At 71.3% G+C, this 25,348-nt stretch carries 27 protein-coding genes; 6 read left to right on the top strand and 21 right to left on the bottom strand.

Going from position 1 to position 25,348, the window contains the following annotated elements; all coding sequences use genetic code 11:
- Positions 1-20: 20 nt before the first annotated feature.
- A complete protein-coding gene (locus tag P5G59_RS09700) occupies positions 21-1,139 on the bottom strand; it encodes a GuaB3 family IMP dehydrogenase-related protein (RefSeq protein ID WP_301218815.1) in 1,119 nt (372 codons plus the stop codon).
- Between the two features lie 46 nt (positions 1,140-1,185).
- Here P5G59_RS09700 and P5G59_RS09695 point away from each other — a divergent pair, with 46 nt between their 5' ends.
- The gene (locus tag P5G59_RS09695) at positions 1,186-2,343 is read left to right on the top strand and encodes a MalY/PatB family protein (RefSeq protein ID WP_301218386.1); all 1,158 of its coding nucleotides are present in this window, start codon (positions 1,186-1,188) and stop codon (positions 2,341-2,343) included.
- A gap of 75 nt (positions 2,344-2,418) precedes the next feature.
- Here P5G59_RS09695 and P5G59_RS09690 read toward each other — a convergent pair whose 3' ends face one another.
- From P5G59_RS09690 to groES, 4 genes are all read right to left on the bottom strand, one after another.
- Positions 2,419-4,107 carry an ABC-F family ATP-binding cassette domain-containing protein gene (locus tag P5G59_RS09690; RefSeq protein ID WP_301218384.1) on the bottom strand — a complete coding sequence of 563 codons (1,689 nt, stop codon included), beginning with the start codon at positions 4,105-4,107 and terminating at the stop codon, positions 2,419-2,421.
- A 97-nt stretch (positions 4,108-4,204) separates the two neighbouring features.
- Positions 4,205-5,707, bottom strand: coding sequence for an IMP dehydrogenase (guaB, locus tag P5G59_RS09685; RefSeq protein ID WP_175337743.1), 1,503 nt, complete (start codon positions 5,705-5,707; stop codon positions 4,205-4,207).
- Positions 5,708-5,790: 83 nt separating this feature from the next.
- Entirely contained in the window at positions 5,791-6,735 is a 945-nt protein-coding gene (gene rarD, locus P5G59_RS09680; RefSeq protein ID WP_301218382.1) for an EamA family transporter RarD, read from the bottom strand.
- A 105-nt stretch (positions 6,736-6,840) separates the two neighbouring features.
- Positions 6,841-7,137, bottom strand: coding sequence for a co-chaperone GroES (gene groES, locus P5G59_RS09675; protein ID WP_018191921.1), 297 nt, complete (start codon positions 7,135-7,137; stop codon positions 6,841-6,843).
- 125 nt (positions 7,138-7,262) lie between these two features.
- On the opposite strand from groES, the gene P5G59_RS09670 reads away from it, so the two are divergent.
- On the top strand, positions 7,263-8,450 hold the full coding sequence (locus P5G59_RS09670; RefSeq protein WP_301218379.1) for a class I SAM-dependent methyltransferase: 1,188 nt from the start codon (positions 7,263-7,265) through the stop codon (positions 8,448-8,450).
- Between the two features lie 18 nt (positions 8,451-8,468).
- On the opposite strand, the gene P5G59_RS09665 is transcribed toward P5G59_RS09670, so the two are convergent.
- From P5G59_RS09665 to glmS, 8 genes are all read right to left on the bottom strand, one after another.
- Positions 8,469-9,086: a DUF4190 domain-containing protein gene (locus P5G59_RS09665; RefSeq protein WP_301218377.1), complete on the bottom strand. Its 618-nt coding sequence runs from the start codon at positions 9,084-9,086 to the stop codon at positions 8,469-8,471.
- A 122-nt stretch (positions 9,087-9,208) separates the two neighbouring features.
- A complete protein-coding gene (tsaD, locus tag P5G59_RS09660) occupies positions 9,209-10,294 on the bottom strand; it encodes a tRNA (adenosine(37)-N6)-threonylcarbamoyltransferase complex transferase subunit TsaD (protein ID WP_301218375.1) in 1,086 nt (361 codons plus the stop codon).
- Positions 10,291-10,725 (bottom strand): ribosomal protein S18-alanine N-acetyltransferase, encoded by a 435-nt coding sequence (gene rimI / locus P5G59_RS09655; protein WP_301218813.1) that lies wholly within the window; start codon positions 10,723-10,725, stop codon positions 10,291-10,293. Before rimI ends, tsaD begins: the two co-directional genes overlap by 4 nt.
- A 47-nt stretch (positions 10,726-10,772) precedes the next feature.
- Entirely contained in the window at positions 10,773-11,393 is a 621-nt protein-coding gene (gene tsaB, locus P5G59_RS09650) for a tRNA (adenosine(37)-N6)-threonylcarbamoyltransferase complex dimerization subunit type 1 TsaB (RefSeq protein ID WP_301218373.1), read from the bottom strand.
- A gap of 9 nt (positions 11,394-11,402) precedes the next feature.
- On the bottom strand, positions 11,403-11,897 hold the full coding sequence (gene tsaE, locus P5G59_RS09645) for a tRNA (adenosine(37)-N6)-threonylcarbamoyltransferase complex ATPase subunit type 1 TsaE (RefSeq protein WP_301218811.1): 495 nt from the start codon (positions 11,895-11,897) through the stop codon (positions 11,403-11,405).
- 29 nt (positions 11,898-11,926) lie between these two features.
- Complete coding sequence (gene alr, locus P5G59_RS09640) at positions 11,927-13,048, bottom strand: alanine racemase (RefSeq protein WP_301218371.1); 1,122 nt, start codon at positions 13,046-13,048, stop codon at positions 11,927-11,929.
- Positions 13,045-13,401: a holo-ACP synthase gene (locus P5G59_RS09635; protein WP_301218369.1), complete on the bottom strand. Its 357-nt coding sequence runs from the start codon at positions 13,399-13,401 to the stop codon at positions 13,045-13,047. The genes alr and P5G59_RS09635 overlap by 4 nt, the downstream gene beginning before the upstream one ends.
- Before the next feature lie 4 nt (positions 13,402-13,405).
- Positions 13,406-15,256 (bottom strand): glutamine--fructose-6-phosphate transaminase (isomerizing), encoded by a 1,851-nt coding sequence (glmS, locus tag P5G59_RS09630; protein ID WP_301218367.1) that lies wholly within the window; start codon positions 15,254-15,256, stop codon positions 13,406-13,408.
- A gap of 66 nt (positions 15,257-15,322) precedes the next feature.
- Between glmS and coaA the strand changes: the two genes are divergently transcribed.
- The 3 genes from coaA (at position 15,323) to P5G59_RS09615 (ending at position 17,040) form a co-directional block, all read left to right on the top strand.
- Positions 15,323-16,261 carry a type I pantothenate kinase gene (gene coaA / locus P5G59_RS09625; protein WP_301218365.1) on the top strand — a complete coding sequence of 313 codons (939 nt, stop codon included), beginning with the start codon at positions 15,323-15,325 and terminating at the stop codon, positions 16,259-16,261.
- A gap of 79 nt (positions 16,262-16,340) precedes the next feature.
- Positions 16,341-16,646: a helix-turn-helix domain-containing protein gene (locus P5G59_RS09620; RefSeq protein WP_301218363.1), complete on the top strand. Its 306-nt coding sequence runs from the start codon at positions 16,341-16,343 to the stop codon at positions 16,644-16,646.
- 85 nt (positions 16,647-16,731) lie between these two features.
- Entirely contained in the window at positions 16,732-17,040 is a 309-nt protein-coding gene (locus P5G59_RS09615) for a helix-turn-helix domain-containing protein (RefSeq protein ID WP_301218361.1), read from the top strand.
- Positions 17,041-17,137: 97 nt separating this feature from the next.
- On the opposite strand, the gene glmM is transcribed toward P5G59_RS09615, so the two are convergent.
- The 4 genes from glmM to P5G59_RS09595 all read right to left on the bottom strand — a co-directional run bounded on the left by glmM (position 17,138) and on the right by P5G59_RS09595 (position 20,665).
- Positions 17,138-18,499: a phosphoglucosamine mutase gene (glmM, locus tag P5G59_RS09610; protein WP_301218359.1), complete on the bottom strand. Its 1,362-nt coding sequence runs from the start codon at positions 18,497-18,499 to the stop codon at positions 17,138-17,140.
- A gap of 27 nt (positions 18,500-18,526) precedes the next feature.
- Positions 18,527-19,024 carry a 30S ribosomal protein S9 gene (rpsI, locus tag P5G59_RS09605; RefSeq protein ID WP_301218357.1) on the bottom strand — a complete coding sequence of 166 codons (498 nt, stop codon included), beginning with the start codon at positions 19,022-19,024 and terminating at the stop codon, positions 18,527-18,529.
- A 47-nt stretch (positions 19,025-19,071) separates the two neighbouring features.
- The gene (gene rplM / locus P5G59_RS09600; protein WP_301218355.1) at positions 19,072-19,518 is read right to left on the bottom strand and encodes a 50S ribosomal protein L13; all 447 of its coding nucleotides are present in this window, start codon (positions 19,516-19,518) and stop codon (positions 19,072-19,074) included.
- 199 nt (positions 19,519-19,717) lie between these two features.
- A complete protein-coding gene (locus P5G59_RS09595; RefSeq protein ID WP_301218354.1) occupies positions 19,718-20,665 on the bottom strand; it encodes an SDR family oxidoreductase in 948 nt (315 codons plus the stop codon).
- A 107-nt stretch (positions 20,666-20,772) separates the two neighbouring features.
- Between P5G59_RS09595 and P5G59_RS09590 the strand changes: the two genes are divergently transcribed.
- Positions 20,773-21,612: a helix-turn-helix transcriptional regulator gene (locus P5G59_RS09590; RefSeq protein ID WP_301218352.1), complete on the top strand. Its 840-nt coding sequence runs from the start codon at positions 20,773-20,775 to the stop codon at positions 21,610-21,612.
- A gap of 8 nt (positions 21,613-21,620) precedes the next feature.
- Here P5G59_RS09590 and truA read toward each other — a convergent pair whose 3' ends face one another.
- From truA to P5G59_RS09570, 4 genes are all read right to left on the bottom strand, one after another.
- Positions 21,621-22,529 (bottom strand): tRNA pseudouridine(38-40) synthase TruA, encoded by a 909-nt coding sequence (truA, locus tag P5G59_RS09585; RefSeq protein ID WP_301218350.1) that lies wholly within the window; start codon positions 22,527-22,529, stop codon positions 21,621-21,623.
- The gene (locus P5G59_RS09580) at positions 22,519-23,553 is read right to left on the bottom strand and encodes a GNAT family N-acetyltransferase (RefSeq protein ID WP_301218349.1); all 1,035 of its coding nucleotides are present in this window, start codon (positions 23,551-23,553) and stop codon (positions 22,519-22,521) included. The genes truA and P5G59_RS09580 overlap by 11 nt, the downstream gene beginning before the upstream one ends.
- An 85-nt stretch (positions 23,554-23,638) precedes the next feature.
- Positions 23,639-24,208, bottom strand: coding sequence for a 50S ribosomal protein L17 (gene rplQ / locus P5G59_RS09575; RefSeq protein WP_301218347.1), 570 nt, complete (start codon positions 24,206-24,208; stop codon positions 23,639-23,641).
- 54 nt (positions 24,209-24,262) lie between these two features.
- Positions 24,263-25,261 (bottom strand): DNA-directed RNA polymerase subunit alpha, encoded by a 999-nt coding sequence (locus P5G59_RS09570; protein WP_018191943.1) that lies wholly within the window; start codon positions 25,259-25,261, stop codon positions 24,263-24,265.
- Positions 25,262-25,348 lie beyond the last annotated feature (87 nt).

Below are 25,348 nucleotides of genomic sequence, written 5' to 3'. Positions count from 1 at the left end.
CCGTCGGCCGGCACCTGGTCCTACTGCGTTCGGTAGGGCGCGACGACCACCTCGACGCGCTGGAACTCCTTCAGGTCCGAGTATCCCGTCGTCGCCATGCTCCGACGCAATGCTCCCACCAGATTCGCAGAGCCTTCGGCCACCGGGGCAGGCCCGTAGAGGATCTCCTCCAGCGGCGCCACCTGGCCGACCGCCACCCGGTTGCCGCGCGGCAGCTGCGAATGGTGGGCCTCGGCGCCCCAGTGCCAGCCGCCGCCGGGGGCGTCCGTCGCACGGGCGAGGGTCGTGCCGAGCATGACCGCGTCGGCGCCGCACGCGATGGCCTTGACGATGTCGCCGGAGCTGCCGAGGCCGCCGTCTGCGATGACGTGCACGTAGCGGCCGCCCGACTCGTCCATGTAGTCGCGGCGGGCGCCGGCGACGTCGGCGACCGCGGTCGCCATGGGCGCGTGGATGCCGAGGGTGGACCGGGTGGTGGACGCGGCCCCTCCGCCGAAGCCGACGAGCACGCCGGCCGCTCCGGTGCGCATCAGGTGCAGCGCCGCGGTGTAGGTGGCGGCGCCGCCGACGATGACCGGCACATCCAGCTCGTAGATGAACTTCTTGAGGTTCAGCGGCTCGACGTTCTTCGAGACGTGCTCGGCGGACACGGTGGTGCCGCGGATGACGAACAGGTCGACGCCCGCCTCGACGACGGTCTGGTACAGCTCCTGCGTGCGCTGCGGCGAGAGGGCGCCGGCGACCGTCACGCCTCCCTCGCGGATCTCGGCGAGGCGGCGGGTGACGAGCTCGGGCTTGATCGGCTCGGCGTAGATCTCCTGCATGCGGCTGGTGGCGCGCTCGGCCGGCAGCTCGCGGATCTCGGCGAGCAGCGGCTCCGGGTCCTCGTAGCGCGTCCATAGGCCCTCGAGGTCGAGCACGCCGAGGCCACCCAGCTGGCCCATCATGATCGCGGTCGTCGGCGAGACCACCGAGTCCATCGGGGCGGCGAGGAACGGGATGGAGAACTGGTAGGCGTCGATCGACCACGACACCGAGACGTCTTCGGGGTCGCGGGTGCGACGGCTGGGAACCACCGCGATGTCGTCGAAGGCGTACACGCGGCGTGCGCGCTTGGCGCGCCCGATCTCGATCTCCATACTCACGTGATCCAGTCTAGGCCGCGGCCTGTGGGAGGGTGGTCGTGTGATCGTCGAAGCCGAATCCCTCCCCCGCCTTCGCCAGCGCACGAGCGAGAAGTGGCGCGCCTACCCGGACGACGTGCTCCCGCTGTTCGTCGCCGAGATGGACTACCCGCTCGCGCCTCCCATCGCGCAGGCGCTGCACGCCGCCGTCGACCGCAGCGACACCGGCTACATCGGCCCCGACGACCGCACGCAGCGGGCGTTCACCGACTACGTCGGCGCCCGCTGGGGCTGGAGCGTCGACCCGGCGCACACCCGCACCACCACGGACGTCAGCGTCGTGATCGTCGAGGCGCTGCGCATGCTGATCGAGCCGGGCGACCGCGTCGTCATCACCCCTCCCGTGTACCCGCCGTTCTTCGAACTGATCCCGGAGGCCGGCGGAGTCGTCGAGGAGGTCCCCCTGCTGGAGGGCGGGACGGACGGGCGCGGCTGGGCGCTCGACCTGGCCGGGCTCGAACGCGCCTTCGCCGGCGGCGCCAGGGCGTTCCTGCTGTGCAACCCGCACAATCCGCTCGGCCTCGTGCACCCGCGGGAGGAGCTGGAGGCGGTGGCCGCCCTGGCCGCGCGCCACGGCGTCCACGTGGTCAGCGACGAAGTGCACGCCCCGCTGACGCACTCCGACGCCACGTTCACGCCGTTCCTGTCGGTGTCCGACGACGCCCGGCGCGTCGGCGTCGCGGCGCATGCGGCCAGCAAGGCCTGGAACCTCGCCGGCCTCAAGTGCGCGCTCTTCGTCGCGGGCTCCCCGGAGCTGGCGGAGCGCATCCACGCCCTTCCGATCGAGGTCGAGGTCCGCACCAGCCAGTTCGGACGCATCTCCACGGAGGCGGCCTACCGTCACGGCCAGGAGTGGCTCGACGGCGCGCTGCGCGCGATCGAGACGAACCGCGCCCTGCTGTCCGTGCTGCTCACCGACCGGCTGCCGCGCGTCGGCTATCGCGAGCCGCATGCCGGCTACCTCGCCTGGCTCGACTTCCGGGAGCTCGGCTGGGGCGACGACCCCGCGGCGCGCATCCTGGAGGAGGCGCGCGTGGCCCTCAACCCGGGCGCGGACTTCGGCACGCAGGGCGCGGGGTTCGTTCGCCTCAACCTGGCCTGCTCCCCCGAGGTGCTGACCGAGGCGATCGACCGCATCGCGGAGCTCACCCGCCGCTGACCGGAGTGCCGCCGAGTTGCGCGTCGTGGCGGCTAATCGGCGGGAATAGCCGCCACGACGTGCAACTGGGTCCGGTCAGCGGGAGCGCGCCACCCGGCGCTCGTCCCAGACCGGCTCGTCCGTCTCGTAGACGGCGCCGTCCGAGCCGAACACCAGGAAGCGGTCGAAGCCGCGCGCGAACCAGCGGTCGTGGGTGACCGCGACCACGGTGCCCTCGAAGCCGGCGAGACCCTCCTCCAGCGCCTCCGCGGAGACGAGGTCGAGGTTGTCAGTCGGCTCGTCGAGCAGCAGCAGCGTCGCGCCGGACAGCTCGAGCAGCAGGATCTGGAGGCGCGCCTGCTGTCCGCCCGAGAGCGACTCGAACGCCTGCTCGGCCGCACCCGCGAGCCCATAGCGGTCGAGCACGCGGCTCGCCGCCTCCCGCGGGAGCCCGTCGCGCCGGTCGTCGCCGCGGTGCAGGATCTCGAGCAGCGTGCGCCCGACGAGCTCGGGATGCTCGTGCGCCTGGGCGAACAGCCCCGGTGCCACGCGGGCGCCGAGCTTCGCGGTCCCGGTGTGCGGCACGGGCGCACCCGCCACGTCCGCCGACGCCAGGTGGCCCGCGGACGGGTCTGGGTCGGTGCCGCCTGCGGCGAGCAGCCGCAGGAAGTGCGACTTGCCGGAGCCGTTGGAGCCGAGGACGGCGACCCGCTCGCCGAACCACACCTCGGCGTCGAACGGACGCATCAGCCCGGTCAGCTCCAGATCGGTGCACTCGAGCACGCGCCGGCCGGTGCGGGCGCCGGTCAGCCGCATCCGGACGTTCTGCTCCCGCGGCACCGCCTGCGGCGGCCCGGCGGTCTCGAACCGGGCGAGCCGGGTCTGCGCCGCTTGGTAGGCGCTCGCGAGGTCGCTGTTGTACTTCGCCTTCTCCTTGAAGCGCAGCACGAGGGCCTTCAGCTTCGCGTGCTCCTCGTCCCAGCGCCGGCGCAGCTCCTCCAGCCGCTCCATCCGCTCGCGGCGCGCGTCGTGGTAACCGGCGAAGCCGCCGCCGTGCGTCCAGGTGGTGTTCCCGGCCGCGCCGAGCTCCAGCGTGACGATGCGGTCGGCGGCGTTGGCGAGCAGCTCGCGGTCGTGCGAGACGACGAGCACCGTCTTCGGGGTCGCGCGCAGCTGCTCCTCGAGCCAGCGCTTGGCGGGCACGTCGAGGTAGTTGTCGGGCTCGTCGAGGAGGAGCACCTGCTCCGGCCCGCGCAGCAGCGCCTCGAGCACCAGTCGCTTCTGCTCACCGCCCGACAGCGTCCGCACCGCGCGGTAGCGTGCACGCTCGAACGGGATGCCGAGGGCGGCGACCGTGCACTGGTCCCAGACGACCTCCTGGTCGTACCCGCCGGCGTCGGCGTACTCGGAGAGCGCGGTGGCGTAGCGCAGCTGCGTGTCCGTCTCGTCGCGCTCGATGATCGCGTTTTCGGCGGCCTCCAGCGCCTCGGCTGCGGCGCGCACGGCCGCAGGCGCCACGCTCACGAGCAGGTCGTGCACCCTGCGCTCGTCACGGACGTGGCCGACGAACTGGTCCATCACCCCGAGTCCGCCGTCGATGGCCACGTTGCCGGAGTCGGGCCGCACCTCGCCGCGGATGATCCGCAGCAGCGTTGACTTGCCCGCGCCGTTCGCGCCGATCAGCGCGGCCACCCGCCCGTCCCCGACGCGGAAGGAGACCTCGTCGAGCAGTGGACGGCCGTCGGCGAGCGTGTACGAGACGCCGGAGACGTCGATGTGAGACATGCGGGGATCCTGATCTGGTGGCGGGCAAAGCCTTCCAGATTAGACGAAACCGCCGCCCGCGGAAAGGCGGGCGGCGGTTTCGAGTGAGGTTCGCGGCTCAGCGGCGGTAGTTTGGCGCCTCCACGACCATCTGCACGTCGTGCGGGTGCGACTCCTTCAGCCCTGCGGCCGTGATGCGGACGAACTTGCCGTTCGCCTTCAGCTCGGGGATGGTGCGGGCGCCGACGTAGAACATCGACTGACGGAGGCCGCCGACCAGCTGGTACGACACGGCCGAGAGCGGGCCACGGAACGGCACCTGACCCTCGATGCCCTCGGCGATCAGCTGCTCGTCGCTCGGCACATCCGCCTGGAAGTACCGGTCGCGCGAGTACGAGGTCTTCTTGCCGCGGGTCTGGAGCGCGCCGAGCGAGCCCATGCCGCGGTAGTTCTTGAACTGCTTGCCGTTGACGAACACGAGCTCGCCGGGAGACTCCGACGTTCCCGCGAGCAGCGAGCCCAGCATGACGCTGTCCGCGCCGGCGACGAGCGCCTTGGCGATGTCGCCGGAGTACTGCAGGCCGCCGTCGGCGATCAGCGGGACGTTCGCCTCGCGCGCGGCGAGCGACGCCTCGTAGACCGCGGTCACCTGCGGGACGCCGACGCCGGCGACCACGCGCGTGGTGCAGATGGAGCCGGGGCCGACACCGACCTTGATCGCGTCCGCGCCCGCGTCGATGAGCGCCTGCGCGCCGGACCGGGTCGCGACGTTGCCGCCGATGACGTCCACGTGGGAGGCGCGCGGCTCGGCCTTGAGGCGGCGGATGATGTCGAGCACGCCGGCGCTGTCGCCGTTGGCGGTGTCGACGACGATCACGTCGACCCCCGCGTCGACGAGCGTCATCGCGCGCTGCCAGGCGTCGCCGAAGAAGCCGATCGCGGCGCCGACGCGCAGGCGGCCCTCGTCGTCCTTCGTGGCGTCCGGGTACTTCTCGCTCTTGTCGAAGTCCTTGACCGTGATGAGGCCGCGGAGCTTGCCGTCGGCGTCGACCAGGGGCAGCTTCTCGATCTTGTGCTCGGCGAAGATGGCGACCGCGGAGTCCGGGTCGATGCCCACCGGGGCGGTGATGAGCGGCTGACGGGTCATCACGTCGCGCACCTTCGTGGTCGACCGCTCGAACGGCGAGACGAAGCGCATGTCGCGGTTGGTGATGATGCCGACCAGGGTGCCGTCGGGCTCGACCACCGGCAGGCCGCTGACGCGGAACTGGCCGCACAGCGCGTCGACCTCTTCGACGGTGGCGTCGGGCGTGGTGGTCACCGGGTTGGTGATCATGCCCGACTCGGAGCGCTTCACCTTGTCGACGTGCGCAGCCTGGTCCTCGATGGAGAGGTTGCGGTGGATGATGCCGATGCCGCCGTGACGAGCCATGGCGACGGCCATCCGGGACTCGGTGACCGTGTCCATCGCGCTCGAGAGCAGAGGCGTGGCCATCGTGATGCGCCGGGTCAGGCGAGTCGAGGTGTCCGCCTCGCTCGGGATGACGTCGGTGTGCCCGGGGAGCAGCATGACGTCGTCGTAGGTCAAACCGATGAAACCGAACGGATCGGGCTGATCCATTTCACCCCTATCAAGAAGATGCGCGACTGTGGATGCTCAATGGTAACGGCAGAACCTGGACGGGTATTCCGCGCATCCTGTGGCTAGTCGACGGTCGCCAGGTCGAGCTCCGCCGCGCGCTTCCCCTGCCGGGCGGCGACGATCATGTCGACGCTCAGGATGACGAGCGCCAGCCACACGATGGCGAAGCCGAGCCAGCGCTCGGGCGGCATCGCCTCGTGCAGCACGGCCACGCCCACGATGAACTGGATGAAGGGCGCGAAGTACTGGATGAAGCCCATGTAGACCAGCGGGAGCCGGCGCGACGCCGCCGCGAAGAACAGCAGCGGGACGGCGGTGATGACTCCGGCCCCGACCAGCAGCACGGTGTGCCAGACGCCGGCGGTGCCGATGGTGAGCCCGGCCGTCACGCCGACGACGATGAGCTGGATGACCGCCACCGGGGTCAGCCACATCGTCTCGAGCGTGAGGCCGGAGAGCGCATCCACCCGGTTGCCGACGCGCTTCTTGATCAGGCCGTAGAGGCCGAACGAGAACGCGAGGATGAGGGCGATCCACGGCATCGAGCCGTAGCCGACCGCCAGGACGATCACCGCGACGATGCTCACGCCGACCGCCACCCACTGCGCCACGCGCAGGCGCTCCCGCTGCACGAGGACGCCGAGGAAGACGGTGACGATCGGGTTGATGAAGTAGCCGAGCGCGGCCTCCACGACGTGCCCGCTCACGGTCGCGAGCACGTAGGTCTGCCAGTTGACGTAGATGAGGACGCCGGCGAGACCCATCGTGAAGAGCACGCGCCGGTCGGTGAGCAGGCGGCCGAACGTCTTCCAGGTGCGCGTGACGGTCAGGGCGATGGCGCAGAACCCGAGCGAGAAGACGATCCGCCAGGCGACGATCTCCCAGGCGCTGGAGGGCGCAAGAGCCAGGAAGTAGATGGGGAGGATGCCCCAGAGCACGTACGCGGAGACCGCGTACACGAGGCCGGAGGTGCGGTGCGAGGTGAGGTCGTCGGAGGGTGCTGCCACTCACCCGACTCTACCTCCGCGCACCGACACGCACAGTCGTGCCGGGGCAAACGACGACGGCCCGGCTGCACAGGGCAGCCGGGCCGTCGGAAGAGGGTTGTCGCGTCAGCGCACGACGACCGCGAGCACGTCGCGAGCCGACAGGACGAGGTAGTCCTCGCCGCCGAACTTGACCTCGGTGCCGCCGTACTTGGAGTAGATCACCTTGTCGCCGACGGCGACGTCGAGCGGGATGCGATTGCCGTTGTCGTCGATGCGGCCCGGGCCCACGGCGACGACCTCGCCCTCCTGCGGCTTCTCCTTGGCGGTGTCGGGGATGACCAGACCGGAAGCAGTGGTCTGCTCAGCCTCGACCTGCTTGATGACGATGCGATCCTCGAGCGGCTTGATGGAGACCGACACGTTGACCCCTTTCCTGTGGAGCTAGACGAAGACTGATTAGCAAACTCGTGGTGAGAGTGCTAACACGAGTCTAGGGGGTGCGTTAGCAGTCACGCAACGTGAGTGCCAAGGGTAGCGTTGACACCATGGAACGGTCCGAGCTGGTCGCGCTGCTGAGCCCCGAGGGGCTTCGGCTGCTCGACTCCCTCCCCCCGTATCGGAGCGAGCGGGACGTGCTGCAGCTGGTGAGCGAGCTGCGCAAGCAGGGCCACTCCCCCGCGCTGGTCGCCGCCGTGCTGACCCAGTCGAAGCTGCGCAGGAAGGCGCAGGCGAAGTTCGGCGACTTCGCCTCCCAGATGCTCTTCACGGAGGCCGGCCTGGAGCAGGCCACGCGCCTCCCGGTCGCCGCGCGGCACGCGGGCCGGTTCCGCGCAGCGGGCCTGCGCTCGGTCGCCGACCTGGGCTGCGGGATCGGCGGCGATGCGCTCGCTCTCGCCGCCCTGGAGCTGGATGTGACCGCCGTCGACGCCGACGAGGTGACCGCGGCCATCGCGTCCTTCAACCTGGCGCCGTTCCCCAGCGCCGTCGTGGAGCAGAAGCGCGCGGAGGACGTGGACCTGCGCGGGATCGACGGAGTCTTCCTCGACCCTGCCCGCCGCACCGCCGGGCACACCCAGACCGAGCGCCTGACCGATCCCGACGACTACACGCCGTCGCTCGGTTTCGCGTACGAGCTCGCCACCGGGCGATCGGTCGGGCTCAAGCTCGGCCCGGGTTTCGACCGCGACCTCATCCCGTCCACCGCCGAGGCGCAGTGGATCTCGGTCGACGGCCAGGTCGTGGAGCTGGGGCTGTGGTTCGGCGCGCTGGCCCGGCCCGGCATCCACCGGGCCGCACTCGTGCTGCGCGGCGACGCGGCCGACGAGCTGACGGCCGACGCCGACAGCGAGGACGTCGAGGCGGGCCCGCTCGGAGAGTACCTCTACGAGCCGGACGGCGCCGTGATCCGCGCCCGCCTCATCGGCGACCTCGCGCGCAGCATCGACGGGCGGATGCTGTCCGAGCAGATCGCCTACATCACGGCCGACGCGCCCGCCGCGACGCCCTTCGCCGCCGGGTTCCGCATCCTGGAGACGCTGCCCTACGCCGAGAAGGACCTCAAGAAGGCGCTGCGCCAGCGCGGCATCGGCACGCTCGAGATCAAGAAGCGCGGTGTGGATGTGGACCCCGCGGCCCTGCGTCGCCGCCTGTCCCTCAACGGCGACCGCCCGGCGACCCTGGTCCTGACCAGGGTCGCCGGGCGGCACACGGCACTGCTCGCCGAGCGGCTGTGAGCCGCCCGGCGGGGCACCTCAGTAGGTGCTCGGGTAGCTGTTCGCGATGCTCGCGAAGATGATCGCGAGGAAGATCCAGTAGATGATCGCGATCGCCAGGCTGACGAAGCCGAGGATGATTCCGGTCAGCCAGAATCCGCGGGCCTGCGGCTCCTTATTGCGGCCGATGAAGCCGAGCACGATCGCCGCGATGCCGAACAGGAAGCCGATGCCCCAGGCGATGTTGAGCACGATGCCGAGGATGCCGCCGACGAGCGAGAGGATGCTCAGGATCGGCGACTTGGCGGCCGGCTGCGCGTACGGCTGGGTGTAACCCGGCGCCGGCTGCCCGTAGGCGGGCTGGCCGTAGGGCTGCTGACCCGGCTGGCCGTACGGCTGGCCCGGCTGCGCGTAACCCGGCGAGGGAGGCTGCTGGCCGTAGGGCTGAGCAGGAGGCTGCTGGCCGTACGGCTGGGCCGGCGGCTGCTGGCCGTAGCCCGGGGCGGGAGGCGGTGGCACCGCGCCGGTGTCACCGGCGGGCGGCGCGGGCGGAACCGGTGCCGCGGGAGGCGTCGGCGGGGTCGGGGCGGCCGGCGGGACGGAGCCGTTCTGGGCGTTCGGGTCCGCCGGGTCGGCGGGAGCGTTCGGATCGGTCATGGGACCCATCTCCTTCAGTGCTGGAAGCGTGCGGTCGGCGCCTCACGGGAAGGGAAGATCCTGAGAGAACGCTGTATCGCTTCCATGGTGGCAGGGCCCGCGCGGGGGTGTCAACGCACCTCTCAGCGGGTGACCTGAATGTCCGTCACCGGCAGGGTCGAGTCGGCCGAGAACGTCAACTCGCTCGGCCCGTGCCCCGCCATGATCAGCTGTGCGCCGAGCGCGGCGATCATCGCCCCGTTGTCGGTGCACAGCGAGAGCGCCGGGATGCGCAGGGCGACGCCCGCCTCCGCCGCCCGCGCGATCGCCAGCTGGCGCACCCGCGCATTCGCGACGACGCCGCCGCCGAGCAGCAGGCGCGGGACGTCGAAGTCGCGGCAGGCCGCCAGCGCCTTGGTGATGAGCACGTCGGCGACCGCCTCGCGGAAGGAGGCGGCGACGTCGGCCACCGGCACCTCCTCGCCGGCGTCCTGGCGCTGCTCGACCCAGCGGGCGACCGCGGTCTTGAGACCCGAGAACGAGAAGTCGTAGCGGTGCTGCTCCAGATCCTTGGGCTTGGTGAGCCCGCGCGGGAAGCGGATCGCCTTCGGGTCGCCGTCGGCGGCGACCCGGTCGATCTGGGGCCCGCCGGGGTACGGCAGCCCGAGCACGCGCGCGACCTTGTCGAACGCCTCCCCCGCCGCGTCGTCGATCGTCTCGCCGAGCAGCCGCACGTCGGAGACGAGGTCGCGCACCAGCAGCAGCGACGTGTGGCCTCCGGAGACCAGCAGCGCGATCGTGGGAAGCTCGACCGGGTGACCCGGTCCGCCCGCGGCGTCGAGAAGGTCCGCCCCGACGTGCCCGACGAGGTGGTTGACGGCGTAGAGCGGCTTGCCGAGGGATACGGCGAGCGCCTTGGCCGCGCCGACCCCGACCATGAGGGCCCCGGAGAGGCCCGGTCCACTGGTGACGGCGATCGCATCCACGTCGGCCAGCCGGATGCCCGCGTCCTCGACGGCGGTCCGGAGCGTCGGCTCCAGCGCCTCCAGGTGGGCGCGCGCCGCCACCTCCGGCACGACACCGCCGTAGCGGGCGTGCTCCTCCATCGACGAGGCGATCGTGTTGGAGAGCAGGGTAGTGCCGCGGACGATGCCGACGCCGGTCTCGTCGCAGGAGGTCTCGATGCCGAGCACCAGAGGGGCGGCCGCAGAGGCGTCGGGGTGGGTCATGCCAGGGTGGTCTCCGGGTTCGGGACGGCGAGACGCATCACGATCGCGTCCACACCGTCCGGCTGGTAGTAGCGCGGGCGCACGCCGATCTCCTCGAAGCCGAGCTCGCGGTACAGCGCCTGGGCGCCGGGGTTGTCCGCCCGCACCTCCAGGAACAGCTCGCGCGCTCCCCGGCGACGGGTCTCGGCGATGAGGGCGAGCATGAGCGTACGCCCGAGGCCGCGGCGGCGGGCGTGCGGCGCCACGGCGATGGTCTGGATGTCGCCCTCCGCCCCGCCCCGCGGCGCCAGCAGCCCGGCATACCCGTCGATGCGGTCGGGCGTCTCCAGATCGAACGCGACCAGGTAGTAGCCGTGCTCGCCCGTCACCTCGGAGAGCATCGACCGCTCCGACCAGGCGTCGTTCACGAAGATCGATCGTTCCAGCTCCATGATCGCCGTCACGTCCTCCGCCTGCGCCCGGCGCAGCTGGTAGGCGGTCACGCCGTCACCCGCTTCGGTCCGGCGGAGAGCGTCACGTCGGGCGACCGGAGGTACAGCGCCTCGTCGGCGTCCATCGGCAGGCCGTTCGCGTAGCGCAGCTCGGCGAGCATGCCGAGCCGGCCGGCCGGCACGATCTGCGCGTCGAGCCGGGGCAGGTCGGGATGCGGCAGCTCGTCCGGCTTCGCCAGCCCGGGCCCGTCGAGGCGCACCGGCAGGCCGAAGCCGTCGGCGCCCGAATACGCGGTCCAGTACCGCTCGCGGCGCCGGGCGTCGGTCACGACGACCACGGGACCGCTGTTGCCCTCGGCGTACCAGTCGTAGGCCACGGCGTCGTGGCTGACCACCGGGACGAGCGGCTTGCCCGCACCGATCGCGAAGGCCTTGGCGGCGGCGATGCCGACGCGCAACCCGGTGAACGGACCCGGCCCCATTCCGGCGACGACGCCCGAGAGCGCGCGCACCTCGACACCCGAGGCGGTCAGGGCCTCGTCGATGAGCGTTCCGATGACCTCGGCGTGGCGCATGGTGTCGGTCTCGATGACCTCCGACAGCACGCCGCCGTCGCGGTCCACCACTGCCACGCTGGTGCCGGCGGACGTGTCGATGGCGAGGAGCATGCCTCCAGCTTAAGCGGGATCGCCGACAGCCGGCGTGCCCGCCCAGCGCGGGCCGTAGCCCGTGACCGTCACCGTGCGCGGCTCGTCGGCCTCGCCGATCTCTCCCGGCTCCTCCGCCTCGGACGGGTCTCCCGCATCCTGCCGCTCGTCGGCGCCGGTCGGTCGCTCGATCGCGACCTCCAGCCACGACTCAGCGACGCCGTCCAGCATCCCGGCGCCCCACTCCACCACGACGACGGAGCGGGCGAAGTCGATGTCGAGGTCGTCGAGCTCGAGGGCGCTGGAGAGCCGATACGCGTCGACGTGCACGAGCGGCGTGCCGCCGGCGAGGCTCGGGTGCGTGCGGGCGAGCACGAACGTGGGGCTGGTCACCGGGCCCCGCACCCCCAGGCCCTCCCCGATGCCGCGGGTGAGGGTGGTCTTGCCCGCGCCGAGCGGCCCGGACAGCACGACCAGGTCGCCGGCGCGCAGCGCGCACGCGAGCTCCCGGCCGAAGGCGTGCATCTCCTCGGCCGTGGCGATCCGGCGCGTCGTCACTCCGCGCCTCCGACGAAGGTGCGCGACAGGCGGCCGCCCAGCCGCGTGACGATCTCCCAGTTGATCGTGTCCGCCGCCTCGGCCCAGTCGTCCGCGCTCGGCACGCCGGTCGTCGGGTCACCGAACAGCACGACCTCGTCGCCGACCTGCACCTCCAGGTCGCCCACGTCGACGATGAACTGGTCCATCGCGACCCGGCCGCTGATCCGGAAGGTGCGGCCGCCGATGGATACCGGCGCGCGGTTCGACGCGTGCCGCGGGACGCCCTCGGCGTACCCGAGCGGCACCAGCACCAGCGTGGTCTCCTCGGTGGTGCGGTACGTGTAGTCGTACGAGACGCCCTTGCCGGCCGGCACCCGCCGGACGGCGGCCACGCGGCCGCGCACGGTCATCGCCGGGCGCAGGCCGAGTTCGGCGCCGCGCCGGCCGCCGAACGGCGACAGACCGTAGGCGGCGATGCCGAACCGGACCAGGTCGTACCGGGCCTCCGGCAGGGTGAGCGCCGCGGCGCTGGCGGCGAGGTGCCGCAGCTCCGGCCGCAGGCCCGCGGCCCCGGCGCGCGCGAGCGCCCGCTCGTACACAGCGACCGCGGCGAGGTCGTCCTCCGGCGAGGCGTTGGAGAGATGCGAGAAGATGCCGCGCACCACGATCCGCCCCGCGTCCTCGAGCTCGAGCGCCCGGGCGAAGACGGCGTCCCAGTCCTGCTCGGCGACGCCGTTGCGGCTGAGGCCGGTCTCCACCTTCAGCTGCACCGCGACCGGGGACTCGCCGTCACCGGCGGCCGCGGCCGTCTCCAGCTGGGCGAGCGACGACAGACCGAGGTCGATGTCGGCGCGGACCGCCAGCACGAAGTCCTCGTCCGGATCGTGCAGCCAGGCCAGCACGGGGGCGGCGATGCCGGCCTCGCGCAGGGCGAGACCCTCGGCGATCTCGGCGACCCCGAGCCAGTCCGCGCCGCCGGCGAGCGCCGCCCGCGCGCACTCGACCGCGCCGTGCCCGTAGGCGTCGGCCTTCACGACCACCATCGCGTGCGGGGTCGGCACCAGCTCGCGCAGGCGCCGCACATTGGCGGCCACCGCGTCCAGGTCGACGACGCGCTCCCGGAACGCGGGCGTCACGGCGCCGACTCCGTCACGACGAACGCGGTCGCGATCCCGGCGTCGTGCGACATCGAGACATGGATCCGCACGATGCCGCGCTCGCGCACCTGCGCCTCGACCACGTTGTGCAGCACGAAACCGGGGTTCCTCTCCTCGTCCGGGACGATCTCCATGTCGTGCCAGCGCACGCCCTCCGAGCCGCCGAGCGCCTTGATCAGCGCCTCCTTCGCGGCGAACCGAGCGGCGAGCGAGTGCACCGGCAGCGGACGCTCGGCCTCCGTGAACAGCCGCTCGCGCAGCTTCGGGGTGCGCTCGATCGACCGCTCGAAGCGGGCGAGGTCGACCACGTCGACCCCGATGCCGGCGATCACGGGGTCACTCCACGGTGACGGACTTGGCCAGGTTGCGCGGCTGGTCGACGTCGAGGCCCTTCGCGGCGGAGAGCTCCATCGCGAAGACCTGCAGCGGGATGACCGCGAGCAGCGGCTCGAACAGCGGAGCGGCCAGCGGGATGCGGATGACCTCGTCGGCGAACGGCAGCACGGCCGCGTCACCGGCCTCGGCGATCGCGATGACGCGGGCGCCGCGGGCGCGGATCTCCTGGATGTTCGAGACGACCTTCTTGTGCAGCTCGTCCGACCAGCGCGGGCTCGGAACGACCACGAACACGGGCTGACCCGGCTCGATCAGCGCGATCGGGCCGTGCTTCAGCTCGCCAGCGGCGAAGCCCTCGGCGTGGATGTAGGCCAGTTCCTTGAGCTTGAGCGCACCCTCCAGCGCGATCGGGTAGCCGACGTGACGGCCGAGGAAGAGCACGGAGCGCGTGTCCGACATCCACTTGGCGAGCTGGGCGATCTCGGCGTGCGACTCGAGCACGGTCGCGATCTTCTCCGGGATCTGCTGCAGTTCGTCGATGGCGTCGCGCTGCTGCGCGGCCGTCAGGGTCCCGCGGATGCGGGCGAGGTGCAGACCGAAGAGGTAGAGCGCGGTGATCTGGGCGACGAACGCCTTCGTCGAGGCGACCGCGACCTCCGGGCCCGCGTGCGTGTAGAGCGCGGCGTCCGACTCGCGCGGGATGGTCGCGCCCTGCGTGTTGCACACCGAGATGGCCTTGGCGCCGGCCTCGCGGGCGTACTTGACGGCCATCAGCGTGTCCATCGTCTCGCCCGACTGGCTGATGGAGACGACCAGCGTTCCGTCGGTGAGCACCGGCTCGCGGTAGCGGAACTCGTGGCTGAGCTCGACCGTCACGGGGACGCGCGCCCACTTCTCGATCGCGTAGCTGCCGACGACACCGGCGTAGGCGGCGGTGCCGCAGGCGATGATCGTGATGCGGTCGATCCCGGCGAAGTAGTCGTCGCCGAGCGCGTCGAGCTCCGGGATGTGCACGGCCTCGCCCGCGATCCGGCCGCGCAGCGTGTTCGCGACCGCGTCGGGCTCCTCGGCGATCTCCTTCGCCATGAAGGAGGACCAGCCGCCCTTCTCGGCGGCCGACGCGTCCCAGGCGACCTCGAACGGCTCCACCTCGACGGGAGCGCCCGCGAAGTCGGTGACCGTCACGCTGTCGGGCGTGATCGTCACGATCTGGTCCTGGCCGATCGCCATCGCCCGGCGGGTGTGCTCGACGAAGGCGGCGACATCGGAGCCGAGGAAGTTCTCGCCCTCCCCGAGCCCGATCACGAGCGGCGAGTTGCGGCGGGCGCCGACGACGACGTGCGGCTGGTCCTGGTGCATCGCCAGCAGCGTGAAGGCGCCCTCCAGCCGCGAGACGACGCTCTGGAACGCCTGCGGCAGGTCGCCGGTGCGGCGGTACTCGCGGCCGAGCAGCACGGCGGCGACCTCGGTGTCGGTCTCCGACTCGAAGGCGAAGCCGTCGGCGAGCAGCTCGTCCTTCAGCGTCGCGAAGTTCTCGATGATGCCGTTGTGGATGACGGCGAGGCGGCCGTCGTCGCCCAGGTGCGGGTGGGCGTTCACGTCGGTCGGTCCGCCGTGGGTGGCCCAACGGGTGTGCCCGATGCCGGTCTGGCCGTTCGGGATGGGGTGCTCCTGCAGGTCCTCGGTCAGCACCGAGAGCTTCCCGGCCTTCTTCGCGGTGCCGAGGGCCCCGTCCGGCCCGATCACGGCGATGCCGGCCGAGTCGTATCCGCGGTACTCCAGGCGCTTCAGGCCGCCAAGGAGCACCTCGAGGCTCTTGTCGGTACCGACGTACCCCACGATTCCACACATAGGTCCGAGTCTACCGTGGGTGAAGGTCCGGACCTGCTGGGAGCGCACCCCTAGACTGGGTGCCCTATGCTCCCCCACGGCGACTCCTCCACCCCGTTCGTCGAGCTCGGCAGGGCCGACTGGGCGGAACTGGCGCAGAACACCCGCCTCCCGCTGCAGGAGACGGAGATCGTGCAGTTGCGCGGTCTCGGCGACCCCCTCGACATGCGCGAGGTCGAGGAGGTCTACCTCCCGCTGAGTCGCCTGCTCAACCTCTACGTCGCCGGCACGAAGCAGCTGCACCGGGCGACCAGCGACTTCCTGGGAGAGCGCGCGGCGAGCACGCCGTTCGTCATCGGCGTCGCCGGGTCGGTCGCGGTCGGCAAGTCGACCATCGCGCGCCTGCTGCGCGAACTGCTCTCGCGCTGGGACGACACTCCCCGGGTCGAACTGGTCACCACCGACGGGTTCCTGCTCCCGAACGCCGAGCTGCAGCGCCGCGGCCTGATGGAGCGCAAGGGCTTCCCCGAGTCGTACGACCGCAAGGCGCTGCTCCGCTTCGTCACCGCGGTGAAGAGCGGGGCGCCGGAGGTGCGCGCGCCGTTCTACTCGCACCTCAGTTACGACATCGTCCCGGACGCGGAGATCGTCGTGCGCCGTCCGGACGTGCTGATCGTCGAGGGCCTCAACGTGCTGCAGCCCGCCGGCGGCGGCAACCGGCTCGCCGTGAGTGACCTGTTCGACTTCTCCCTGTACGTCGACGCCCGGCAGCGGGACATCGCGCACTGGTACGAGGAGCGCTTCCTGAAGCTGCAGCGCGGGGCGTTCGCGAACCCCAAGTCGTACTTCCACCGCTACGCGGAACTGACCGAGGACGAGGCGCGCGCCCGTGCCGCGAGCATCTGGACGAGCATCAACGAGCCGAACCTGGTGCAGAACATCCGGCCGACGCGGTCGCGCGCGAAGCTCGTCCTCCGCAAGGATTCGGAGCACGCCGTGAGCTCTGTCCTGCTCCGGAAGCTCTGACTCCCCTGCCACCTGGGGCACGGACGCGGGAGGTCGTGGCGCTCTGGCCGTCCAGGTGACGATGCCATAGACATGAGGTATGCCAGCACCGCGATCCCGGGCCGCCGACGTCTTCGGCCGACGCGTGCGCGAGGCGCGCATCGCGCTCGCCATGAGCCAGGAGGACATCGCGAACCTGGCCGACATGCACGTCACCAACTACGGCCGGATCGAGCGCGGCGAAGCCAACTCCGAGCTGCACACCATCGTCCGCATCGCGACGGCTCTGGATGTCGACCCGGCGATCCTGATGGCCGGGCTGCACGGCACCGCGATGCTGCCGGACCGCTCGCGCGCGTACTCCGTCGCCGACTTTATCGCTGCGAAGCGTGCGCACGAGCAGTGAAAAGCAGGGCTCTTACACCTCAGCACTGTGAGCCACGGACCTAGACGCTCTGGTCTGCAATGCAGGCATTCGGTAGGCATGAAGCATGCCGACCCCTCGCTCCCGCGCCGCCGAACTCTTCGGCCAGCGCGTCCGGTCCACCCGCGTCGCTCTCGGGATGAGCCAGGAGGAGATCGCCAACCTCGCCGACATGCACGTCACCAACTACGGCCGGGTCGAGCGCGGCGAGGCCAACTCCGAACTCCACACGATCGTCCGCATCGCCACGGCGCTCGACACCGACCCCGCGGAGCTGATGGCCGGTCTCTACGGCGACGGGATGCTGCCGCGGAACGCCCGCGCCTACTCGGTCGCCGACTTCATCGCGGCCCGCCGGGCCGAAGAGGGCCGCTGACCGCACGCCGCGACTGCGCCCGTCCGGAACGTCTGCGGCTGCCCGCGCAGGCGCACTCGTTCCGGACGGGCGCAGACGCGCGGGCGACCGGACGCGGCTAGAGCGCCAGGCGCTCCCGCACCACGTCGGCGAGCTCGTTCGCGAGCCGCTCCGCGGTGACCTGGTCGGAGGCCTCCACCATCACGCGGACCAGCGGCTCCGTGCCGGAGGGGCGCAGCAGCACGCGGCCGGTGTCACCGAGCGCGCTCTCCGCCGTCTGCACGGCCGCGCGCAGGCCCTCGTCGGTGTGCACGGCGTGGTGATCCACGCCCTTCACGTTGACCATGACCTGCGGGTAGACGGTCATGACCTTGGCGAGCTCCGCGAGCGTCTTGCCCTTCCTGGCCATCTCCGAGAGGAGGTGCAGCCCGGTGAGGATGCCGTCGCCGGTGGTCGCGAACTCGCGCATGATGACGTGTCCCGACTGCTCGCCGCCGAGCGAGTAGTCGTTCTCGTTCATCTCCTCGAGCACGTAGCGGTCGCCGACCGCGGTCTCGACCACCCGGATCCCGTTGTCGCGCATGGCGAGCTTCAGGCCGAGGTTGCTCATCACGGTCGCGACGAGGGTGTCGTCGCGGAGCTTGCCGCGCTCCTTCATCCCGACCGCGAGGATCGCCATGATCTGGTCGCCGTCGACGATGTTGCCCTCGGCGTCGATCGCGAGGCAGCGGTCCGCGTCGCCGTCGTGGGCGATGCCGACGTCTGCGCCGGCAGCCAGGACGGCCTTCGCCAGGTTGTCGAGGTGGGTCGAGCCGACCCCGTCGTTGATGTTGATGCCGTCGGGGGCGTCGCCGATGACAGTGACGCGTGCGCCGGCGTCGGTGAAGACCTCGGGCGAGATGCCGGCGGCGGCCCCGTGGGCGCAGTCGAGCACCACGTGGATGCCGTCGAGCCGATGGGGCAGGCTCGCCAGCAGGTGGAGCACGTACCGGTCCTCCGCGTCCGCGAAACGGCGGATGCGGCCGACGTCGGCGCCGGTCGGGGTCAGCTTGTCGAGGTCGAGGTGCTGCTCGATCCGGTCCTCGACGATGTCGGGCAGCTTGGTGCCGCCGCGGGCGAAGATCTTGATCCCGTTGTCGGGCGCCGGGTTGTGCGAGGCCGACACCATCACCCCGAAGTCGGCGTCGAAGTCGGAGATGAGGAAGGCCGTGGCCGGCGTGGGGATGACTCCCGCGTCGTACACGTCGATGCCGGAGCTGGCGAGCCCGGCGGCGACGGCCGCGGAGAGGAACTCGCCCGAGACGCGGGGGTCGCGGGCGACGATCGCCGTCGGGCGCTTGCCGGCTGCGCGGCGCGCCTCGGCGCTTCGGCCTTGCGTCAGTACAGCTGCTGCTGACTGCGCAAGGCCGAGCGCCAGGTCGGCGGTGAGACTGCCGTTCGCGAGGCCGCGAACGCCGTCGGTTCCGAAAAGGCGGGGCATGGACCGAAGCCTAGACGCTCGCGAGCGTCAACGCTTGGAGAACTGCGACGCCTTACGGGCCTTCTTGAGACCGGCCTTCTTGCGCTCGGTGACTCGGGCGTCACGGGTGAGGAAGCCGGCCTTCTTCAGCGTCGGGCGGTTGTTCTCGCGGTCGATCTCGTTGAGCGCACGCGCGATGGCGAGGCGCAGCGCGCCCGCCTGGCCCGAGGGGCCGCCGCCGGTGATGCGGGCGACCACGTCGTAGGAGCCGATGAGGTCGAGCACCTTGAACGGGTCGTTGATGAGCTGCTGGTGGAGCTTGTTCGGGAAGTAGTCCGCGAACTCACGGCCGTTGACCGTGATGGTGCCGGAACCCGGGACCAGGCGCACGCGCGCGATGGCCTCCTTGCGGCGGCCGACGGCCGCGCCGGGGACGGAGAGGACGGCGCGCGGGGCGGCCGGGGCCTCGGAGGCCGGGGTCTCGGTCGAGTAGGACTCGACGTTCTCGACCTGGGCAGTGTCGATGCTGTCTGCGATCTTCGCCACGGTGGTGATAATCCTTTGTCTCTAAGTCTGAAAGTCGTCTACGCGCGTTACTGCGCGACCTGGCCGAGCGTGTACTGCTTCGGCTGCTGGGCGGCGTGCGGGTGCTCGCTTCCGGTGTAGACCTTCAGCTTGCGGAGCTGGGCGCGGCCGATGGAGTTCTTCGGCAGCATTCCGCGGACGGCCTTCTCGACGGCGCGCACGGGGTTCTTCTCGAGCAGCTCCGAGTACGTGGTGGCCTTGAGGCCGCCCGGGTAGCCGGAGTGGCGGTACGCCTTCTTCTGCGCAGCCTTCTGGCCGGTCAGCGCGACCTTGTCGGCGTTGACGATGATGACGAAGTCGCCGGAGTCCATGTGCGGAGCGAAGGTCGGCTTGTGCTTGCCGCGGAGGAGGGCGGCGGTGTGGCTGGCGAGACGGCCGAGCACGACATCGGTCGCGTCGATGACGACCCAGTCGCGCTGGATCTCGTCTGCCTTCGGGGAATAGGTGCGCGTCACAGTAGTGGCTGCTTTCTGTCTCGAACGGAGGTGTTCGTGAATCCCGCTCCGATGGGGGTTCGTCTCTTGGGAAGAGGGAACCGATGCCGGTGGAGGGCTCACGTTCGTGTGTCACGCCGCAGGAGGCGCGGACACCAAAGATCAATAGTACGGGAGGGCAGTGTACGCGGTCAAACCGGGTGGAACCTCTGCTCCTCGGTCAGCGCTGCGCCGCGGGGAGGGCGATCCCGGTCTGCTGCTCCGACACCTCCCAGACCCGAGCAGCCTCCGCGGCGTCGCGCAGCGGCGCGTAGAGGGCCTGCTCCGCGGGCGCGCCGCCCAGGTGGCCGGGCCCGCTCGGTCCGTACATGCGGCCTCCGGCCGAGTCCGGCGCGGTGGCCGCGAGCAGCGCGGGAAGGGCGGCGGTTTCCGGAGTCCCGAGGAGCACTCCCCGCGCCGAGAGCCAGCGGATGACGCGCACCGCCCCCGTGTCCGACGAGCGACCGTAGCCGGGCTGCGCGGCGAGCAGGTTGGTGGGGGCGACACCGGGATGCGAGAGGTTGCTGACGATGCCCCACGCGTTCGCCGTGCTGCGGCGGTCGAGCTCGAGCCCGAACAGGCCGAGCGCGATCTTCGAGGCGCTGTAGGCGCGCTGCGCACGGTAGCTGCGCTCGCTCCCGAGGTCGTCCCAGTCGATGGAGCCGCTCCTCGCCGCGACGCTCACCTGCGAGGTCACCCGCGCCCTCCCCTCCTGCAGCAGCGGGAACAGGGCGCCGACGAGCGCGACGTGGCCCAGATGGTTGGTGCCCCACTGCAGCTCGAAGCCGTCCGCGGTGGTGCGGCGCTCGGGAGGGGTCATCAGCCCCGCGTTGTTGACGAGCACGTGGACGGGGTCGCCGTCGGCGCGCATCCGGTCGCCGAAGGCCGCGACGGACTCGAGCGAGGCCAGGTCGAGGTCGCGCAGCACGAGCGCCGCGTCGGGCACCCTCGAACGGATGCGCTGCACGGCCGCCTCGCCCTTCGCCCGGTCACGGACGGGCAGGACGACCTCCGCGCCCGCGCCGGCCAGTCGTTCCGCGATTACGACCCCCATGCCGTCGCTCGCCCCGGTGACGACCGCACGGCGTCCCCTCAGCGGCGGGATGTCGATGTCGATGCTCCGTGCCATCCTGGTTCTCCTTCTCTCGGTGGTTCCACCCTGAACCGTGCGGCCGTGCCGTAGCCACGGCCCGACGATCCGTGGCTACGGGACACGCGGGGCGGTAGACATGAGGGGTGATCGATCGCATCGGGCTCGCCGAGTTCCTCCGCACGCGACGCGAGCTGCTGCAGCCGGAGGATGTCGGGCTCCCCCGCGGCAGCCGTCGCCGCACCTCCGGGCTGCGCCGCGAGGAGGTGGCCGCGCTGTCCCACATGTCGGTCGACTACTACGCGCGGCTGGAGCGCGAGCGCGGCCCGCAGCCGTCGGAGCAGATGCTCGCGTCGATCGCGCAAGGACTGCACCTCTCCCACGCCGAACGCGATCACCTGTTCCGGCTCGCCGGGCACACCCCTCCCGCCCACGGCTCGGAGAGCGAGCATGTGAGCCCCGGCCTGCTCCGGGTGCTCGACCGGCTCGACGACACCCCGGCGGAGATCGTCACCGAGCTCGGCGAGACGCTGCGGCAGAGCAGGATGGGCGTCGCCCTCACCGGCGACACCGCGTCCCTGCGCGGACCGGAGCGCAGCCTGGGCGTGCGCTGGTTCACCGATCCGGACGCGCGCCGCCTGTACGCCGCACGCGACCACGAGTTCCTCAGCCGGATGTTCGCATCGGGTCTGCGCGAGATCGCCACGACGCGCGGACCGGGTTCCCGGGCGGCCGCCCTGGCGGAGTACCTGAGCGCGCGCAGCGACGAGTTCCGCCGGCTCTGGGCCGCGCATGAGGTCGGGCTCCGACCGACGGAGGTGAAGCACTTCGTGCATCCGGAGGTGGGAGAGCCCGAGTTGCACTGCCAGCAGCTCGTCGATCCGGGACACGCCCACTCGCTGCTCGTCTACACGGCGGTTCCGGGCAGCGAGTCCGCCGACAAGCTGCGGCTGCTGTCGGTCATCGGCGCGCAGACCCTGAGCTGAGCGGCGGGTTACAGCTCGCGCATCGCCCGCGTGCGCTCGGCCCGCAGGGCCAGCTCCGCCCCCTCCGGGTACCCGACCTCCATGAGCGTGAGTCCGCGGGCGGGCATCACCTTGAAGGCGCTCGTGCGGCGCCTCTCGTCGCGCAGGCTTACGAGGTCGCCGGGTGCCAGCTTGCCCTCCCCCACCTCGACGCACGCGCCGACCAGCGCACGCACCATGCTGTGGCAGAACGCGTCGGCCGTGAGGTCTGCCACGAGCACGCCGTCCGGGTCGCGGCGCCAGGCGAAGGCCTGCAGGGTGCGGATGGTCGTCGCGCCCTCCCGCGCCTTGCAGTAGCTGGCGAAGTCGTGCAGCCCCAGGAGTCCGTGGGAGGCGATGTCCATCGCGTCGGCGTCGAGGTCGGACGACACCCACGCGGTGCGGTGCCGCTGCAGCGGGTCGCGCAGGGCCAGGCGGTCGGCGACGCGGTACTCGTACCTCCGCCACAGTGCCGAGAAGCGGGCGTCGAACCCGGCAGGCGCGACGGTCGCCGCGAGGACGACCACGTCGGACACCGGGCCGAGCACGCCGTTGAGCCGCCGGCCGAGCGCCTCCTCCGCCGACAGGGGCGGCCGCTTGCCGTGCGGCTTGCGCAGCACGGCCTCCTGCGCCGCCGTCAGGTCGACGTGGGCGACCTGCCCGACCGCGTGGACGCCCGCATCGGTACGGCCCGCCACCGTCAGCAACGGCGGTCGGCCCGCACGACGGAAGATCGTCGCGAGTGAGTCCTCCAGCGTCCCCTGCACGGTCCGCAGGCCGGGCTGGCGACCCCAGCCGTTGAAGTCGGTGCCCTGGTAGGCGACGTCGAGCCGGTAGCGCCTGGTCTCCGCCCCGCCAGGCCCGTCGGTCTCAACGGACCCCTCGCTCTCAGTAAGCACGGACGAGCCCCAGCTCCTGCTGCGTCGTCGCGAAGCCCATCCCGGTGTAGAGCCCGAGGGCGCCGGTCGGGTTCTCCGCGTCGACGTCGAGCACCACCTTGTCGAGGCCGCGCGCCGCTGACGCGAGCAGCACGTGGCGCAACAGGGTCGGCGCGATGCGGCGCCCGCGGAAGGGCCGGATCACCGCGACCGTCGACACGTACGAGCTGGAGAACCCTTGCCCCGGCCAGTCGCCCTCCGCGACATCGGTGAGCAGCACGCCGGCCGGCTCGTCCCCGACGAATGCCACGAACGACAGGTCGGCGACGAAGGAGCCCGAGACCAGCCCGGCGAACTGCTCGTCCGTCAGCGGCTGGCTGCCCCAGTGGTCGCGGAACGCGTCGTTCCGCACCCGGTGCGCGACGGCCGACAGCTCCGGGCGGTACGGCTCGATCCGCACGTCACCGACCGGCGTCACCTCCGGGATGGGGTCGGAGAGGTCGCGCTCCATCGTCTGGAAGTACCGCACCACCTCGAACCCGCTCGCCTCCAGCAGCCGCCTGCGGTCGGACGCGCGCGCGTCGGCGTACCCGACCAGCCAGCCGGGCAGGGTCTTGTCCGAGGCGGCCAGCTTCTGCTCCCCGCGCGCCCGCTGCCAGGCGAGCAGCTCCCGGCCGATCCCGCGGCCGCGGAACTCGGGATGGACGCCGCCGTTCATGAACTCGCGCACGAGCGTCTCCTGCCGGGGCGGCTCCATGACGATGCCGACGGCGGCCACCCGGCCCTCCGCGGTGAGGGCGAGCAGAGAGTCCGCCTCCAGGTCGATGAAGCTGTAGCCGAGCTCCTCCTCGAGCTCTTCCCTGGTGGTCAGGTAGTTCGGGTGGTCGGCGGCGTCGATCGCGCGGACCACCTCCAGCACCGCATCCAGATCGGCGAGGGTCACCGGGCGCCACTCCACGATCTCGGGATGCGACGGTCGGTGCGTCGGCGGAGCCGCCACCCGCTCGCGGAGCGGGACGAGGACGGTGTCGTCGGTCGAGGTCATGCCTCCCACCATAGAAGAACCGCGGGAACGACGAAGGCCCCGCATCGCTCGGATGCGGGGCCTTCGTACGTGCAGGCGAAGGAGGTTACGCCTTCTCGGCCTCGGCCTCTGCGTCGGTCTCGCCGGCGGCGTCGGCGTCGGCGGTCGCGTCCTCCACGACCTCCGCCTCGGCGGCGGCGGTCTCGGTCGAGGTCTCCTCGGCCGGAGCCTCGGTGGTCTCCTCGGCGGCCGGCTCCTCGACCGGGGCGGCGGCCTTCGGCGCGGCGGACGACTTCGAGGACTTCACCTTCGGGGCGACCGGCTCGAGCACGAGCTCGATCTGCGCCATCGGCGCGTTGTCACCCTTGCGGTAGCCGAGCTTGGTGATGCGGGTGTAGCCGCCCTCACGCTCGGCGACCAGCGGCGCGATCTGCGTGAACAGCTCGTGCACGACGGTCTTGTCCTGGATCACGGCCAGGACGCGACGGCGGGCGTGCAGGTCGCCGCGCTTCGCGAACGTGATCAGGCGCTCGGCCACGGGACGGAGGCGCTTGGCCTTGGTCTCGGTGGTCTTGATGCTCTTGTGCGTGAAGAGCGCAGCGGCCAGGTTGGCGAGCAGCAGGCGCTCGTGCGCCGGGCCGCCCCCGAGGCGGGGGCCCTTGGTGGGCTTAGGCATGATCGGTTATCTCCAGTGTTGAAAAGGTCTGATGGCTTAGTCGGGGGACGTGCCTCAGATGGTGGTGGACTCGTCCTCGTCGTAGCCGCTGTAGAAGTGGGCGCCGTCGAACCCGGGGACCGAGTCCTTCAGCGACAGGCCCATCTCCGTCAGCTTGTCCTTGACCTCATCCACCGACTTCTGACCGAAGTTGCGGATGTTCATGAGCTGCGTCTCCGACAGCGAGACGAGCTCGCTCACGGTGTTGATGCCCTCGCGCTTGAGGCAGTTGTAGGAGCGGACCGACAGGTCCAGGTCCTCGATCGGCATCGACAGCTCGGAGCTGAGGACGGCGTCGACCGGCGCCGGGCCGATCTCGATGCCCTCGGCCGCGCTGTTGAGCTCGCGGGCCAGACCGAACAGCTCGACCAGGGTGCGGCCGGCCGAAGCGATCGCGTCGCGCGGGCTGATGGCGGGCTTGGTCTCGACGTCGACCACGAGACGGTCGAAGTCGGTGCGCTCGCCGGCACGGGTGGCCTCGACGCGGTAGGTGACCTTGAGGACCGGCGAGTAGATCGAGTCGATCGGGATCTGGCCCGCCTCGCTGTACTCGTTGCGGTTCTGCTGGGCCGAGACGTAGCCGCGGCCGCGCTCGATGGTCAGCTCGACCTCGAACTTCGCCTTGTCGTTGAGGGTCGCGATGACCAGCTCGGGGTTGTGGATCTCCACACCGGCCGGGGCCGAGATGTCGGCGGCGGTGACCTGACCGGCGCCGGTCTTGCGGAGGTACGCGGTGATCGGCTCGTCGTGCTCGCTCGAGACCACGAGACCCTTGATGTTCAGGATGATCTCGGTGACATCCTCCTTCACACCCGGAACGGTGCTGAACTCGTGCAGCACGCCGTCGATGCGGATGCTGGTGACCGCAGCGCCCGGGATGGAGGAGAGGAGGGTGCGACGCAGGGAGTTGCCGAGGGTGTAACCGAAGCCCGGCTCCAGCGGCTCGATGACGAACCGCGAGCGGAACTCGGAGATGTTCTCTTCGGTGAGCGTAGGACGCTGTGCAATGAGCACTGTTGATTCCTTCCGGCTAAGTGTCCGCTATATGACACTTGCTTCTACTGAGGTGGGGGTGTCACGCCGTCAGGCGGCGGCCCGTGG

The organism is Leifsonia virtsii (assembly GCF_030433675.1).
In the GTDB taxonomy this organism is placed as follows: Bacteria; Actinomycetota; Actinomycetes; order Actinomycetales; family Microbacteriaceae; genus Leifsonia; species Leifsonia virtsii.
Note: the sequence above shows the minus strand (reverse complement) of the source record. Positions and strands in the feature narration are given on the sequence as shown.